This window comes from Pseudomonas sp. AC355, from assembly GCF_979258205.1.
In genome coordinates this window covers 3,842,740-3,858,580 of record NZ_OZ409843.1, presented here as the reverse complement: position 1 = coordinate 3,858,580, position 15,841 = coordinate 3,842,740, and the positions used below count along the sequence as shown (strand labels likewise).

13 protein-coding genes and 1 pseudogene are annotated in these 15,841 nt (G+C 62.9%); 13 read left to right on the top strand and 1 reads right to left on the bottom strand.

Going from position 1 to position 15,841, the window contains the following annotated elements; all coding sequences use genetic code 11:
* Positions 1-281 precede the first annotated feature (281 nt).
* Entirely contained in the window at positions 282-2,699 is a 2,418-nt protein-coding gene (locus tag ACZ0AI_RS18080) for a glucose/quinate/shikimate family membrane-bound PQQ-dependent dehydrogenase (RefSeq protein ID WP_463563058.1), read from the bottom strand.
* Between the two features lie 210 nt (positions 2,700-2,909).
* Between ACZ0AI_RS18080 and ACZ0AI_RS18075 the strand changes: the two genes are divergently transcribed.
* The 13 genes and pseudogenes from ACZ0AI_RS18075 (at position 2,910) to ACZ0AI_RS18015 (ending at position 15,765) form a co-directional block, all read left to right on the top strand.
* On the top strand, positions 2,910-3,659 hold the full coding sequence (locus ACZ0AI_RS18075) for an AraC family transcriptional regulator (RefSeq protein WP_463563057.1): 750 nt from the start codon (positions 2,910-2,912) through the stop codon (positions 3,657-3,659).
* Between the two features lie 219 nt (positions 3,660-3,878).
* Positions 3,879-4,697, top strand: a complete 819-nt coding sequence (locus ACZ0AI_RS18070; RefSeq protein ID WP_225836978.1) for an ABC transporter substrate-binding protein — start codon at positions 3,879-3,881, stop codon at positions 4,695-4,697.
* Positions 4,698-4,843: 146 nt separating this feature from the next.
* Positions 4,844-6,655 (top strand): cis-3-hydroxy-L-proline dehydratase, encoded by a 1,812-nt coding sequence (gene lhpI / locus ACZ0AI_RS18065; RefSeq protein ID WP_463563056.1) that lies wholly within the window; start codon positions 4,844-4,846, stop codon positions 6,653-6,655.
* On the top strand, positions 6,648-7,313 hold the full coding sequence (locus tag ACZ0AI_RS18060) for an amino acid ABC transporter permease (protein ID WP_463563055.1): 666 nt from the start codon (positions 6,648-6,650) through the stop codon (positions 7,311-7,313). Before lhpI ends, ACZ0AI_RS18060 begins: the two co-directional genes overlap by 8 nt.
* A gap of 12 nt (positions 7,314-7,325) precedes the next feature.
* Positions 7,326-7,976, top strand: coding sequence for an amino acid ABC transporter permease (locus ACZ0AI_RS18055; protein WP_225836974.1), 651 nt, complete (start codon positions 7,326-7,328; stop codon positions 7,974-7,976).
* Entirely contained in the window at positions 7,969-8,691 is a 723-nt protein-coding gene (locus tag ACZ0AI_RS18050; protein WP_463563054.1) for an amino acid ABC transporter ATP-binding protein, read from the top strand. Before ACZ0AI_RS18055 ends, ACZ0AI_RS18050 begins: the two co-directional genes overlap by 8 nt.
* A 13-nt stretch (positions 8,692-8,704) precedes the next feature.
* Positions 8,705-9,742, top strand: a complete 1,038-nt coding sequence (locus ACZ0AI_RS18045) for a trans-3-hydroxy-L-proline dehydratase (RefSeq protein WP_463563053.1) — start codon at positions 8,705-8,707, stop codon at positions 9,740-9,742.
* A 138-nt stretch (positions 9,743-9,880) separates the two neighbouring features.
* Complete coding sequence (locus tag ACZ0AI_RS18040) at positions 9,881-10,828, top strand: dihydrodipicolinate synthase family protein (protein WP_463563052.1); 948 nt, start codon at positions 9,881-9,883, stop codon at positions 10,826-10,828.
* 35 nt (positions 10,829-10,863) lie between these two features.
* Positions 10,864-11,022, top strand: a pseudogene (locus ACZ0AI_RS18035) (dihydrodipicolinate synthase family protein); the annotation flags it as partial.
* 122 nt (positions 11,023-11,144) lie between these two features.
* Positions 11,145-12,197 carry a TRAP transporter substrate-binding protein DctP gene (gene dctP, locus ACZ0AI_RS18030; RefSeq protein ID WP_463563051.1) on the top strand — a complete coding sequence of 351 codons (1,053 nt, stop codon included), beginning with the start codon at positions 11,145-11,147 and terminating at the stop codon, positions 12,195-12,197.
* 48 nt (positions 12,198-12,245) lie between these two features.
* Positions 12,246-12,752, top strand: a complete 507-nt coding sequence (locus tag ACZ0AI_RS18025) for a TRAP transporter small permease subunit (protein ID WP_463563050.1) — start codon at positions 12,246-12,248, stop codon at positions 12,750-12,752.
* 3 nt (positions 12,753-12,755) lie between these two features.
* Positions 12,756-14,066 carry a TRAP transporter large permease gene (locus tag ACZ0AI_RS18020; RefSeq protein ID WP_463563049.1) on the top strand — a complete coding sequence of 437 codons (1,311 nt, stop codon included), beginning with the start codon at positions 12,756-12,758 and terminating at the stop codon, positions 14,064-14,066.
* Positions 14,067-14,184: 118 nt separating this feature from the next.
* On the top strand, positions 14,185-15,765 hold the full coding sequence (locus ACZ0AI_RS18015; protein WP_463563048.1) for an aldehyde dehydrogenase (NADP(+)): 1,581 nt from the start codon (positions 14,185-14,187) through the stop codon (positions 15,763-15,765).
* The last annotated feature ends 76 nt before the right edge of the window (positions 15,766-15,841 follow it).

Sequence of the window (15,841 nt, the reverse complement as noted above, 5' to 3'; positions counted from 1 at the left end):
GATTCTGCTGGATGGCCAAAATCACTTCGCCCCGAGGGCGGGGCTTCTACAGGTATGAGAACCTTTCGCGGTTCTGTAGGAGCCGCGACCCCGCGGCGAATAGCAGGCGCGCTACAGATTCTGTTGGGTGACCATAATCGCTTCGCCCCGTGGGCGGGGCTTCTACAGGGTGTGGATAACTCATGTGCTCCAGCCATGAATTTCAGCCACCCGAATCGCAGGCATGAAAAAGGCCGCATCCCCTTTCGGGCGATGCGGCCTCGATTACCGTACAGACGAACTTACGGCAATGCGTAGGCGATCACGTAGTCACCGCGATCCGGCGACTGACGGGCGCCGCCAGCGGTAACCACGATGAACTGCTTGCCAGTCTTCGGCGACACGTAGGTCATTGGCGTGCCTTGGCTACCCACCGGCAGGCGCTGTTTCCAGACTTCCTTGCCGGTGCCGCTATCGAAGGCGCGCATGTAGTAGTCCTGCGTGCCGGCGAAGAATACCAGGCCGGACTGGGTGGCCAGCGAGCCGCCCAGGGTCGGCATACCAACCGGCATAGGCAGACGCATCTTGATGCCCAGCGGACCGGTGTCTTCCACAGTACCGACCGGCACCTGCCAGGCGATCTTCTGGGTCTTCATGTCGATGGCAGTCAACGTGCCGAACGGCGGCGCCTGGCAAGGAATGCCAGCCAGCGACAGGAAGCGGTTCTTGTTGACCGCATAGGGCGTGCCCTTGAGCGGTACAGCACCCATGCCGGTGTTGACGGCTTCACCGCCCGACGAGGCCGCGCCGCGATTCTCTGCCGGGGTCATCTGCACCCACAAGCCAAGACGCATGTCGTTGACGAAGATGTAGTCATTGACCGGGTCGGTGGACAGGCCACCCCAGTTCATCCCGCCCAGGGAGCCTGGGAAGCTGAGCGACACATCGGTGCCCGGTGCGGTGTAAAGGCCCTCGTAACGCATCTGCTTGAAGTTGATGCGGCACAGCATCTGGTCGAACGGCGTGGCGCCCCACATGTCCGACTCGGTCAGCGTCTGCGCACCGATCTGCGGCATACCCACCGACAGCGGCTGCTTGAGTACGTACTGCTCACCTTTGATGTCCGCCGCCTTGACCGTTACGTCAGCGACTTCAGTCAGCGGTTGGCCGGTAGCACGGTCGAGCACGAAGATCTGCCCGGCCTTGGTGCCAATCACCACGGCTGGCACTTTGCTGCCGTCGGCCTTGGGGAAATCGATCAGGCTGGGCTGCATAGGCAGGTCGAAGTCCCAGAGGTCGTTGTGCACGGTCTGGTAGACCCACTTTTCCGCACCAGTGGTGGCGTCCAGGGCGAGGATCGAGGCGCCGTACTTGTGATTCAGCTCGGTACGCTCGGCACCATAAAGATCGGTGGACGGGCTGCCCATGGGCAGAAACACGGTATTCATCGCCGGATCGTAGGACATCGGCGCCCACGAGTTCGGCGTGCTGCGCACGTAGGTCTGGTCAGCGGACGGAGCCTGACGATCATCGGGATTGCCGGGGTCGAACGCCCAGCGCATGGCGCCAGTGACCACATCGAAGCCGCGGATCACGCCGCCAGGCATGTCGGTCTGCACGTTGTCGGCTACGCGCCCACCCACCACGACGGTGGTACCGGCCAACAGCGGCGGCGAGGTGAGTTGGTAATGCGGATCCGGCGCAGCGCCCAGACCGGCCTTAAGGTCGACCTGGCCATTCTCGCCGAAGCCTTCGCAAAGTGCGCCGGTGTCGGCGTCTACCGCGATCAGGCGGGCGTCGATGGTATTGGTCAGCAGACGACGACGGCAATTGGCGCCTTCGGCGATGGCCACGGTCGGCACCGCAACGGCACCCTCGGCCTCGGGCTGCTGCAGCGGTGCATCGGCGTCGAAGTAGGCCAGGCCACGGCAACGCTGCCAGACCGAAGACTGGGCGTTGATGTCGTTGCGCCACAGCTCGCTGCCGGTATCGGCATTGAGGGCGATGATGTTGTTGTGTGGTGTGCAGATGAACACCTTGTCACCCACCTGCAGTGGGGTGAGCTGATCTTCGGCACCATTGCCGTTACTCTCCGCCACGTCGCCGGTGTGATACGTCCAGGCGACCTGCAGATCCTTCACGTTGGCACGGGTGATCTGATCAAGCGCGGCGAAACGGCTACCGCCAGCGGTATTACCGTAATGCTCCCAGTTCTTCTGCGCCTGGGTCGGGTCGACCGGCTGCACGGCCGGGCCATCGCCGCTCGCCGCCACGCTGGGGTGAGCCACGAAGGTGCCGCTGAAGCTGGCGATCAGCGCCACCGCCAGCACAGCGGCCAGCGCATAGCCGCCACGCCCGCCGCGATCACCGGCTGCCTTCTTCAGGGTCGGGTAGATCAGCGCGACGACCAGGGCGATCACACCAAAGGTGAACAGGCGTGAGAACAGTGGCCAGAACACCAGGCCGACATCGACCAGTGCCCAAATCACGGTACCGAGCAGCGCCAAGGCGAACAGCCAGGCGCCCGAGGGTTTGCGCGCGGCGATCAGCGCGCCGCTGGCCAGCACGGCCAGGCCCATGAGCAGGAAGTACCAACTGCCGCCGAGGCTGGCCAGATATGCACCGCCGCCGAGCAAGACAACGCCGACCAAGGCGATCAACACGCCGACGATCAGCAATAGTGCACGTGTGCCGCGCGGGGCACCTTTACCATCATTCATCGTTTTATCCTGTTTTTCACGAACACAGAGACACAGCATCGACGCCGCTACCCCTAAGGATAGTCGCCGATACTGTTTGTAATAATTGGTATGCGTGCCAGTGTGCACCGAAACGGAACGAGTCGCACCCGTAAATTAACCAAACGGTACATTTTCCTGCGTCAATCCGACGCGCTAGGCTCAGCGCCTTCTGATCAGCCACCACTCGCCATGCAAACTCTGCTGCCCGCCGCTCTACATCAAGACTTACCTGCGTTGATCGCCAGCCTCCGGCAGATCGAGCCGTTGCTCGATGCCATGCCCGAGGTGGTGTTTTTCATCAAGGACACGCAAGCGCGCTACGCGTTGGTCAACCAGACACTGACGCAGCGGCTGGGCTTCAAGAGCAAGGCCAAGCTGCTCGGGATGACCGCCGAACAGGTGTTTCCGGCTAACTTCGGGCCCTCCTACACGGCGCAGGATCGGCGGGTACTCACGGACGGCAGCCATCTTGCCGACCAGCTGGAGCTGCACCTCTATTACGGCAATCAGCCCGTCTGGTGCCTGACCCATAAACTGGCGTTGCGCAACCCTGCAGGTGAGATCATCGGGGTGGCCGGTATTTCCCGGGACGTGCAACTACCGCAATCGAGCCACCCGGCCTATCCGAAGCTGGCGGCGGTGGACGCGCATATCCGCGAGCACTTCGCCCGGCCGATCAGCCTGGCCGAGCTGACCGAACTGGCCGGGCTGTCGGTGGCGCAACTGGAGCGCCACTGCAAACGCATCTTCCAGCTCACCCCGCGGCAGATGATCCACAAGGCGCGCCTCGGCGAGGCCAGCCGCCTGCTGCTGCAGGATCTGCCGATCACCGAGATCGCCCTGCGCTGCGGTTACACCGATCACAGTGCCTTCAGCCGCCAGTTCAGGGCGCTGACCGGGCTGACACCCAGCCAGTTTCGCGACTCGCATAATGGCTGATACCGACTAGTGTTCCGAAATGGGGCGCCGGTGAGGCAGCATTGCTCCCATCTGTAACATCCCGCTTCTCGTAATAACCGCTGGTTCCCCCTTATTCCCGCTCAACCCACCATCCATAGGGGCTTGCACAGAAAGCGTCAGAACAGGCACAGCCGTTGCATATGAAATATCGTATACGAAATTTCCTATAACGATTGTCTGCACAGTTTCGAGGCTCCTATGAAAAACCCCGCTTTTGCCGTAGCCCTCAGCGCAGTACTTAGCACCACCCTGATCGGCACCGCACACGCCGACAAACTCGACTCGATCATCGAATCCGGCAAGCTGCGTTGCGCGGTAACCCTGGATTTCCCGCCCATGGGCTCGCGTGACGACAAGAACCAGCCGATCGGCTTCGACGTCGACTACTGCAACGATCTGGCGAAAGTGCTCGGCGTCGATGCCGAAGTGGTGGAAACACCGTTCCCGGATCGTATTCCTGCGCTGGTTTCCGGCCGTGCCGACGTGATCGTCGCCTCCACCTCTGACACCCTGGAGCGCGCCAAGACCGTAGGCCTGACCGTGCCTTACTTCGCCTTCCAGATGGTCGTGCTGACCCGCGACGACACCGGGATCAGCAAATACGAAGACCTCAAGGGCAAGGCCGTGGGTAACACCAGCGGCACCTACGAAGCCATCGCTCTCGAGAAGGACGTGAAAGCCTGGGGCGACGGCAGCTTCCGCGCGTACCAGTCGCAGAACGACACCATCCTCGCTGTCGCTCAGGGCCACATCGCCGCCACCGTGGTCACCAACACCGTAGCCGCTGCCACCCTCAAGTCCGGCAAGTACAAAGGCCTGAAAGTGGTCGGTGATGCGCCCTACGTCGTCGACTACGTGTCGCTCGCAGCCAAGCGTGACGAGTACGGCCTGATCAACTACCTCAACCTGTTCGTCAACCAACAGGTACGCAGCGGCCGTTACGACGAGCTGTGGAAGAAGTGGGTCGGCGACGAAATCAAACCGGCCAACCTGACCGTGCCGGGCGTGTACTACTGATCAACCGCTATTCGTAGGGTGGGTTGAGGCGCAGCGCCTAACCCGCGTGGCCCGACCCACCCGACGTTTATATACCTGCAACACCCACGATTTCATGCTCGCGCGCCCCATGGCGCCGGGCTTTTTATTCACGCCTGGAGCCATCGATGCCAACAGTCGCTGACCGTGCCTCGACCCACCTGCCAGCCTGCGCCATTCAGGGCCGCAGCCTGGTCGCCGGGTGCGCCGAGGGTGAGTTGCTGTTCGCCGAGATGGGCCTGAGTTTCTGGGGCGGTGTCGACCCGTTCACGGGCGAGGTGATCGACCGGCATCACCCGCTCAGTGGCCAGCATCTGGCGGGCCGCGTACTGGCGATTCCCAGCGGCCGCGGCTCCTGCACCGGCAGCAGCGTGATGATGGAGCTGCTCAGCGGCGAGCACGCGCCTAGCGCCCTGGTGCTCGCCGAGGCCGACGAGATCCTCACGCTGGGCGTGCTGGTGGCTGAACTGCTGTTCCAGCGTTCCATTGCCGTGCTGTGCATCGGTCACGAAGCCTTCACCCGCTTGCGTGGCCAGGCTTACGCCCGCCTCGACGGTGAGCAGCTGCAACTTTATCCACAGCGCCCCGCCGATGCACGGCCGACAGGTGTGGCTTCAAGACATCAGCAGCCGCTGTTCACCAGCGCCCTGCAATTGAGCGAAAGCGACCGTGCCCTGCTCGACGGTAGGCAGGGCAAGGCTGCACAAGTGGCCATGCAGCTGGTGCTGCGCATGGCAGACCTGCAGGGCGCCAGCGAACTGCTGGATGTCACCCAGGCGCATATCGACGGCTGCATCTACACCGGCCCGGCCAGCCTGCGCTTCGCCGAGCAACTGGTGGCCTGGGGAGCCAAGGTGCGAGTACCGACCACCCTCAACTCGATTTCCGTGGATCAGCGCCGCTGGCGTGCACTGGGCATCGATGCCGCATTCGGCGAACCGGCCAGTGCACTCGGCGATGCCTACATGGCCATGGGCGCCCAGCTCAGTTTCACCTGTGCGCCCTACCTGCTGGACAGCGCGCCGGCCGAGGGCGAGCAGATCGTCTGGGCCGAGTCCAACGCAGTGGTCTACGCCAACAGCGTGCTCGGGGCACGTACCCTCAAATATCCCGATTACCTGGATATCTGCATCGCCCTCACCGGCCGCGCACCCAAGGTCGGCTGTCACCTCGACGAACACCGCATGGCCAGCCTGCAGATCCAGCTGCCAGAGCTCGCCGAGCTGGATGATGCCTTTTACCCGCTGCTCGGCTATCACGTCGGCCTGCTCTGCGGCAGCGGCATTCCGCTGGTACTCGGCCTGGAGAAGGCCCAGCCGAGCCTGGACGATCTCAAGGCCTTTGGCGCCGCCTTCGCCACCAGTTCGGCAGCACCGCTGTTTCATATCGCCGGGGTGACGCCGGAAGCCAAGCACCCGCAGAACGTTATCCACAGCGGTCAGTCGGCGCCCATCGAGCAGGTCACCCTCGCCGATCTGCGTCGCAGCTGGGACGAACTCAACAGCGCTGATGACGCCGAGGTAGGGCTGATCGCGCTCGGTAATCCGCATTTCTCGCTCAGCGAATTCGCCCACCTCGCGCACCTGTGCGCGGGCCGCAGCAAGCACGCTCAGGTGAGCCTGGTGATCACCTGCGGCCGGGCGATTCACGAGCAGGCCCGCGTGGCTGGTTACCTCACCGTACTGGAGGCCTTCGGAGCGACGCTGGTGACCGACACCTGTTGGTGCATGCTCGGCGAGCCGGTGGTGCCGACCACTTGCCGCACCCTGATGACCAATTCGAGCAAATACGCCCATTACGCGCCAGGGCTGGTAGGCCGTTCGGTGCACTTCGCCAGTCTGGCCGAGTGCGTCGACGCCGCCTGTTCGGGCCAGGCCAGCGGCCGTCTGCCACGCTGGCTGCAACCGGCTTCCCCTGTGGAGAACCCCACGCATGTTTGACTACACCTTCCATTGGCGCCAGGCATTCAAGGCTCTGCCCGACATGCTCGCCGGCGCCTGGGTGACCTTCGAGACGGCCGCCCTGTCGATGATCTTCGGCGTACTCATCGCCCTCGCCCTGACGGTGATGCGCGAAGTGAAGAACCCCGTTGCCCGCGGCTTCGCCAACACCTGGGTGTCGATTGCGCGCAACACGCCGTCGCTGTTCCAGATCTACATCCTGTACTTCGGCCTGGGCTCGCTGGGCCTGCATGTCAGCTCCTGGATCGCGCTGCTGGCCGGCATCACCTTCAACAACGCCGGTTACCTGGCGGAAAACTTCCGCGGTGGCCTCAAGGCCGTGCCCGACACCCAGGTGCGTGCCGCACGCTCGCTGGGCATGAGCGCCTTTCAGGCCTACCGGATGATCGTCGTGCCGCAGCTGCTGCGCATCGTCTTCTACCCCCTGACCAACCAGATGGTCTGGGCCGTGCTGATGACCTCGCTGGGGGTGATCGTCGGCCTCAACAACGACCTCACCGGCGTCACCCAGGACTACAACGTCAAGACCTTCCGCACCTTCGAGTTCTTCGCCATCGCGGCGGTGCTGTATTACCTGATCGCCAAGGCGATCGTAGCGGTTGCCCGGCTGCTGGCCTGGCGCCTGTTCCGTTACTGAGGAAGCACCCACATGTTCGATACCAGCTTCACCTGGAACGATTTCCTCTACCTGCTCGACGGTGCCTGGGTCACCCTGCAGCTGACCTTCTGGGCCATCCTGCTGGGCTCCTTCGCCGGCCTGCTGTTCGGCCTGCTGCGTGCCCTGCTGCCCCGCGCCACCCTGCCGCTGGCCTGGGTACTCGACGTGTTTCGCAGCGTGCCACTGCTCATCCAGTTCGTGCTGTTCAACTCGTTCAAGAGCATCGCCGGCATCGATATCAGCGCCTTCGCGGTGGGCTGCATCGTGCTGGGCATCTACGCCGCCGCCTACTTCACCGAGATCGTGCGGGCCGGTGTGCTGTCGGTGCCATTCACCTTGCGCCGCGCCAGCCGCTCCCTGGGCCTGAGTTATCTGCAGGACCTGCGCTACATCGTTCTGCCGATGGCCACGCGGGTGGCCTTCCCCGGCTGGCTGAACCTGGTGCTCAGCGTGATGAAGGACACCGCGCTGGTGATGTGGATCGGCATCGTCGAGCTGCTGCGCGCCTCGCAAACCATCGTCACACGCATTCAAGAGCCGCTGCTGGTGCTGTGCATCGCCGGCCTCATCTACTACGTCATGAGCCTGGTGGTCGCCCGCCTTGGCGCCCGTCTGGAAAGAAGGTGGCAGGAAAATGATTGAGATCGACAACGTATACAAATCCTTCGGCGAGCTCGAAGTGATCAAGGGCGTCAGCCTGACCGTGAACAAAGGTGAAGTGGTGTCGATCATCGGCGGCTCCGGCTCCGGCAAATCGACCCTGCTGATGTGCATCAACGGCCTGGAGTCGATCAAGAGTGGCAGCATTCGCGTCGACGGCACTGAAGTGCATGCGCCAGGCACCGACATCAACAAGCTGCGGCAGAAGATCGGCATCGTGTTTCAGCAGTGGAATGCCTTCCCGCACCTGACGGTGCTGGAAAACGTCATGCTGGCGCCGCGCAAGGTACTCGGTCTTAGCAAGCAGGAAGCCGAGGCCATCGCCGTGCAGCAACTGACCCACGTGGGCCTGGCCGACAAGCTCAAGGTGTTTCCCGGCAAGCTGTCCGGCGGCCAGCAGCAGCGGATGGCGATCGCCCGCGCCCTGGCCATGAGCCCCGATTACATGCTGTTCGACGAGGCCACCAGCGCCCTCGACCCGCAGCTGGTCGGCGAAGTGCTCGACACCATGCGCATGCTCGCCGAAGACGGCATGACCATGGTGCTGGTGACCCACGAGATTCGCTTCGCCCGTGACGTGTCCGACCGTGTGGCGTTCTTCCGCAACGGCCTGGTACACGAGATCGGCGCGCCCGAGCAGGTGCTCGGCAACCCGCAAAAACCGGAAACCGCCGACTTCCTCAAGTCGGTTCACTAAAGAGGACTGCCCCGTGCGCTCCAGCAAAGTCATCCATGTGGTCAGCTGCCATGCCGAAGGTGAGGTCGGCGACGTTATCGTCGGCGGCGTCGCGCCACCACCTGGCGATACCCTGTGGCAGCAGTCGCGCTGGATCGAACAGGACGACTTCCTGCGTAACTTCCTGCTCAACGAACCGCGCGGCGGCGTGTTCCGTCACGTCAACCTGCTGGTGCCGGCGAAGAACCCCAAGGCGCAGATGGGCTGGATCATCATGGAGCCGGCCGATGTGCCGCCGATGTCCGGTTCCAACTCGCTGTGCGTGGCCACCGTGCTGCTGGACAGCGGCATCCTGCCGATGACCGAGCCGCAGACCTTCCTGACCCTGGAAGCACCCGGCGGCCTGGTGGAAGTGATTGCCGACTGTCGCGACGGGAAGGCCGAGCGGGTCGAGGTGAAGAACGTACCGTCGTTCGCCGACAAGCTCGACGCCTGGATCGAGGTCGAAGGCCTGGGGTCGCTGCAGGTCGATACCGCCTACGGCGGTGACAGCTTCGTCATCGCCGATGCGCGCCACCTGGGTTTCGCCATCCAGGCCGATGAGGCAGCCGATCTGGTCGCCGTGGGCCTGCGCATCACCAAAGCCGCCAACGAGCAGCTCGGTTTCCAGCACCCGCTGAACCCGGACTGGAGCCATATCTCCTTTTGCCAGATCGCCGCTCCGGTGGTTCACGAGAACGGCATTGCCACGGGCGCCAATGCGGTGGTCATCCGTCCCGGCAAGATCGACCGCTCACCCTGCGGCACCGGCTGCTCGGCGCGCATGGCAGTGCTGCATGCCAAGGGTCAGTTGGCAGTGGGCGAACGCTTCATCGGTCGCTCGATCATCGGTTCCGAATTCCACTGCCGCATCGACTCACTGACCGACGTGGCTGGCCGCCCGGCGATCTACCCCTGCCTATCCGGCCGCGCGTGGATCACCGGCACTCACCAGCACCTGCTCGACCCGAGCGATCCCTGGCCAACGGGCTATCGCCTGTCGGATACCTGGCCGGTGGAGCTGAAGCTGTAAGGCTTGTTGAAGATTTAAACTGCCGGTTCGCCGGCGACCTGACCCGGGCATAACGCCCAACAACGGAAAATAGATGGGTCATTACGGCCATTTGTTTTCGTATACGAAATACTTTTACTCTGCCCCGGAGGCAACACCATGAGCAGCAACATCTTCACCGGCACCATCCCCGCCCTGATGACCCCGTGCACAGCCGACCGCAAGCCGGACTTCGATGCCCTGGTGCGCAAAGCCCACGCGCTGATCGAAGCAGGCATGAGCGCCGTGGTCTACTGCGGCTCCATGGGCGACTGGCCGTTGCTCACCGAGGCCCAACGCCAGGAAGGGGTGGCGCGCCTGGTCGCTGCCGGCATCCCGACCATCGTCGGCACTGGTGCGGTGAACAGCCGCGAAGCGGTTTCCCATGCTGCCCACGCCGCCAAAGTTGGCGCCCACGGCCTGATGGTCATCCCGCGCGTGTTGTCCCGCGGCGCTTCGCCTGCTGCTCAGGAAGCGCACTTCGCCGCCATTCTCGAAGCGGCGCCAGAGCTTCCGGCGGTGATCTACAACAGCCCGTACTACGGCTTCGCGACCCGCGCCGAACTGTTCTTCAAGCTGCGCCGCAAGTACGCCAACCTGATCGGCTTCAAGGAGTTCGGCGGTGCCGCCGACATGCGCTACGCAGCCGAGCACATCACCTCGCAGGATGAGGACGTGATTCTCATGGCCGGCGTCGATACCCAGGTGGTGCACGGCTTCGTCAATTGCGGCGCGACTGGCGCCATCACCGGTATCGGCAACGCCCTGCCGCGCGAAGTGCTGCAACTGGTCGAGCTTAGCAAGAAGGCCGCCAAGGGCGACGCCGTTGCCCGCCGCCGCGCTCTGGAGCTGTCCGAAGCGCTGAACGTGCTGTCGTCCTTCGACGAAGGCACCGACCTGGTTCTCTACTACAAGCACCTGATGGTGCTGGGCGGCGACCAGGAATACGCCCTGCACTTCTACGAAACCGATGCCCTCAGCGACGCCCAGCGTAACTACGCCGAGACGCAATACACGCTGTTCCGCCAGTGGTACGCCAACTGGTCGGCCGAAAACAACGCTGCCTGATCGCTGTACGTCGGCCGGGTGCCTCCAGGCATCCGGCCGAGCGGGTGCAGTGCATCACGCGGTGCGTAGCCGTCGCCGGCCGCAGCGCTGAGCTGACCCGTTTGCCACTACACGGCGAAGACCGTGCCCACGTCGAAGCCATTATGGCCAACGCGCTGGCCAACCGTCCGCACCTGCCGGATGTCGGCCTGTAACAACCGCTACAGCTGCATGGATGCGGGAGGCCACCCCTCCCGCTTCTTTGGCCTCATCTGCCTTGCCTGATAGATGCGCACGCCGCGCACCTGGCAAACACATAAAGACCAAGGGGAACAGGATGATCAACAAGACCACTCAGCTTTTTGCCGCTCTCGGCCTGGCGCTTTGCTGCGCCACGACCCAGGCGGCCAGCTACACCTACTCGGTGCCGACGTCAGTGCCGGAAGGCAGTTTCTTCTTCGACAACTTCCTCAAACGCTTCGCCAGCAACGCCGCCCTGCTCACGGATGGCGAGGTGAAGATTCGTCCGATTGGCGCGGGCGTTATCGTGCCGCCGTTCCAGGTCTACGAATCGGTACAGAACGGCGTACTCAAGGCAGGCCACTCCACACCGACCTACCTAGTCAATCAAGACCCGCTGAACAATGTGTTCGCCGGCTACCCGGGCGGCATGTCCGGCGAAGAGACCCTCACCTGGCTGTACGAAGGTAACGGCCTGAAGTACCTGCAGGAGTTTCGCCGCAAGAACATGGGCCTGCACAGCCTGGTGGTCGGCGTCGGCAGCACCGAAGTGCTGGCCCACTCCAACAAGAAGATCGAGAAACTCGAAGACTTCAAAGGCCTGAAATTCCGTACCGCCGGTGCCTGGGCCGAAGTGATTCAGCAGGTCGGCGCATCACCCACCGTAGTGCCGCCGGGCGAGATCTACACCCTGCTGCAACGCAAGGGCGTAGACGCCGTCGAGTGGGCAACGCCAGGTGCCAACCTGACCGAAGGCTTCCATGAAGTGGCGCCTTACCTGCTCACTCCTGGCGTGCACCAGCCATCCTTCGTCTGGGAATTCTTCATGACCGAGGAGAACTGGAACGCCATCGACGAGAAGACCCGCACCAAACTGGAAGAGGCAGCCAAGCTGACCACGATGCAAAGCTACTTCCACTTCCTCGACAGCGACATGAAGGCCATGCAGACCTATCGCAAGGCCGGCATCGAGATCATCGAGCTGGACAAGAGCATCACCGATGACCTGGCCCAGCTTGGCAACAAACTGATCACCGACAAGCTGGAAGCGCGCAAAGCCGACGACATCGACGCCAAGGCCATCTTCAAGGACTACAGCGACTACATGCAGCGCTGGTCGGAAAACTCCTCCTACCTCTACAGACATTAATCGACTGGGCCGGCGACCCTCGGGTCGCCGGCCAGGTACGGAGGCGTTATGAAAAACAGATGGTACAACTGGCCAGCCCAAGCGCTGCTTGGCATAGCCGCCAGCATGGCACTGATCATGGTGCTGGCGATGATCTACGAAGTGTTCTCGCGTTATGCCCTCAATAGCCCGACGCTTTGGGCCTTCGATGTTTCCTACATGCTCAATGGCTGCATCTTCCTGCTCGGCTGCGCCTACGCACTCAAGGAGGAAACCCACGTCCGTGTCGACTTCCTGTCCTCACGAATGCCGCCAGCGGTACAGCGTTGGTTCAACGCGGGCTTCTATCTGCTGGTGCTGACACCGATCATCGGCGGCCTGACCTATGTCGCCGGACGCCGCGCCTGGCATGCCTTTGTCAACGGCGAAGTCGAGCACGTCAGTGCCTGGGCGCCGCTCATGTGGCCGTTCTACCTGGCGCTCGCATTAGGCCTGGCGGGCCTGACCTATCAGCTCATCGTCGATGCCGCGCTGTTCATCGGCAACCGCAAGCAGCCCGGCAACAAGGAACATTGACCGATGATGGAATACATACCCCTACTGATGTTCGCCCTGCTGTTTCTGTTGATATTCCTCGGTATCCCCGTGTCCTTCTCGCTGATCAGCGTGTCGTGTCTGTTCGGCATGTTCCTGTTCGGCGACAACATCCTCCAGCAGATGTACGGCTCGCTGCTGCAGGCCTCGACCAACTTCGCCCTGTCGGCGATTCCGCTGTTCGTGCTAATGGGCGCGATCCTCGAACGCACCGGCCTGGCACAACGCCTGTTCAGTGCGATGCAGTTATGGCTAGGCGGTTTTTCCGGCGGCCTGGCGGTTTCCTCGATGCTGATGTGCGGCATCTTCGCCGCCAGCTCCGGCGTGGTCGGCGCGGTAGAAATCGTGGTGGGCATGATGGCCATTCCGGCCATGTCCAAATACAAGTACGACCGCGCGCTGATCTCCGGCACCATCTGCGGCGGCGGCTCGCTGGGAGCGATCATTCCACCCTCGGTGATCGTCGTGGTGTATGCCTCGATGGCGCAGTTGTCGATCGGTCAGTTGTTCGCCGCCACGCTGTTCCCCGGGCTGTTGATGCTGGGCATGTTCCTGCTCTACATCATCATCGTCTGCTGGCTGAAGCCCTCACTGGCGCCTGCCGTACCAGAGATGAAAGCCACACCGCTGGGCGAGAAACTGAAGATCACACTCCGCGCCCTTATTCCACCGCTGCTGCTGATCGCCGCGGTGCTGGGTTCGATGCTTGCGGGAATCGCCTCGCCGACCGAGTCGGCTGCGGTGGGTGCCTTTGGTGCAGCGGTTCTGGCGATCTGGTTCCGCGAACTGAGCATCCAGCGCTTGATCGAGGCCCTGGTCTCGACCATCAAGATCACCTCGATGATCATGCTGATCGTGGCGGGCGGCATCATGTTCACTGCCATCTTCGCGGCTGGCGGAGGCGGATGGATGATCGCTGAGTTCATGGAAGAGATGAATTTCAGCCCTTACATGCTGATCTTCATCCTCATGGCCATGGTGTTCTTCGCCGGCATGGTGCTGGACTGGATTTCCCTGGTGCTGATCTTCGTACCGATCTTCACCCCACTGGTGAAGGCCGCCGGCATCGACCCGGTATGGTTCGCGGTAATGTTCATGGTGGTGGTACAAACCTGTTATCTGACGCCGCCCCTGGCGCCCTCGGTGTTCTACCTCAAGTCCATCGCCCCGTCCGATTACACCTACGGCGTGATGTACCGGGGTGTACTACCCTTCATCGCCATTCAGTTGCTGCTATTTCTGCTGATCCTTGCCATGCCTGGTATCGCCACCTGGCTGCCGAAGCAGCTGTTCTGATCGCAGTTACCCAGCCCTCGCGCGAGGGCTGGGTAACTGCAGACTTGCGCAACTTATCAGACATCGTACAATCAAAGCCTTTTCGTACATGTTCATCCGTCAACAACAGGAGCTAACAATGCCCGCGACTATCGGCCACAACATCATCGGCGGCGCGTACAGCGCAGCCGGCTCCGTCGTCCATAAAAGCCACGACGCCACCACTGGCGAAGCCCTTTCCTACGACTTCATCCAGGCCACCCCTGAAGAAGTCGATGCCGCTGCCAAAGCCGCTGCTGCTGCCTACCCCGCTTACCGCGCCTTGCCTGCCGCCAAGCGCGCCGATTTCCTCGACGCCATCGCCGACGAGCTAGATGCCCTGGGTGACGAATTCGTCGCCACCGTCTGCCGCGAAACCGCACTGCCTACCGCCCGTATTCAAGGCGAGCGTGGCCGTACCAGCGGCCAGATGCGCCTGTTCGCGAAAGTGTTGCGTCGTGGCGATTTCTACGGCGCGCGTATCGACCGTGCCTTGCCAGATCGTCAGCCGCTGCCGCGTCCAGATCTGCGTCAGTACCGCATCGGCCTCGGCCCGGTTGCCGTGTTCGGCGCCAGCAACTTCCCGCTGGCCTTCTCCACCGCTGGCGGTGACACCGCTTCCGCGCTGGCAGCTGGTTGCCCGGTCGTATTCAAAGCACACAGCGGCCACATGGCTACTGCTGCGTTCGTCGGCGAAGCCCTGCTGCGCGCCGCTGACAAAACCGGCATGCCGAAAGGCGTGTTCAACATGATCTACGGCAGTGGCGTCGGTGAGACCCTGGTCAAGCACCCGGCCATCCTGGCGGTCGGCTTCACCGGCTCGCTGAAAGGCGGTCGCGCCCTGTGCGACATGGCTGCAGCACGCCCGCAGCCGATCCCGGTATTCGCCGAGATGAGCAGCATCAACCCGGTCATCCTGCTGCCGGAAGCCATCAAGGCCCGTGGCGAGAAAATCGCTGGCGAGCTGGCGGGTTCGGTGGTCATGGGCTGCGGTCAGTTCTGCACCAATCCGGGCCTGGTGATCGGTGTTCGTTCGCCTGAGTTCAGCGCCTTCCTGGAGAGCTTCACCGCCAAGATGGCCGAGCAGCAGCCGCAAACCATGCTCAACGCCGGCACCCTGAAGAGCTACGTGAAAGGCCTGGAAGCGCTCAACGCGCACTCCGGCATCACGCACCTGACCGGCGCCAAGCAGGAAGGTAACCAGGCTCGTCCGCAACTGTTCAAAGCCGACGTCAGCCTGCTGCTGAACGGCGATGAACTGCTGCAGGAAGAAGTCTTCGGCCCGACCACCATCGTCGTCGAAGTGGCTGACAAGACCGAGCTGCTGGCGGCCATCAATGGCCTGCACGGTCAGCTGACCGCTACCCTGCTCACCGAGCCAGGCGATCTGGCTGGTAGCGAAGAGCTGTTCGCGCTGCTCGAGCAGAAAGTCGGTCGCGTGCTGTTCAACGGTTACCCGACTGGCGTGGAAGTTTGTGATTCCATGGTTCACGGCGGCCCGTACCCGGCGACTTCCGACGCTCGCGGTACGTCAGTCGGCACCCTGGCCATCGATCGCTTCCTGCGCCCGGTCTGCTACCAGAACTGCCCGGACGCGCTGCTGCCCGACGCACTGAAGAACGCCAACCCGCTGGGCATAGCCCGTCTGGTTGACGGCGCCAGCAGCCGCGACGCGCTGTAAGAAACGGCTCGGCGCTACGGCGCCGGCCAGCTCTGCGCTGTAAAGAGAAAGCCGACCTCAGGGTCGGCTTTTTTGT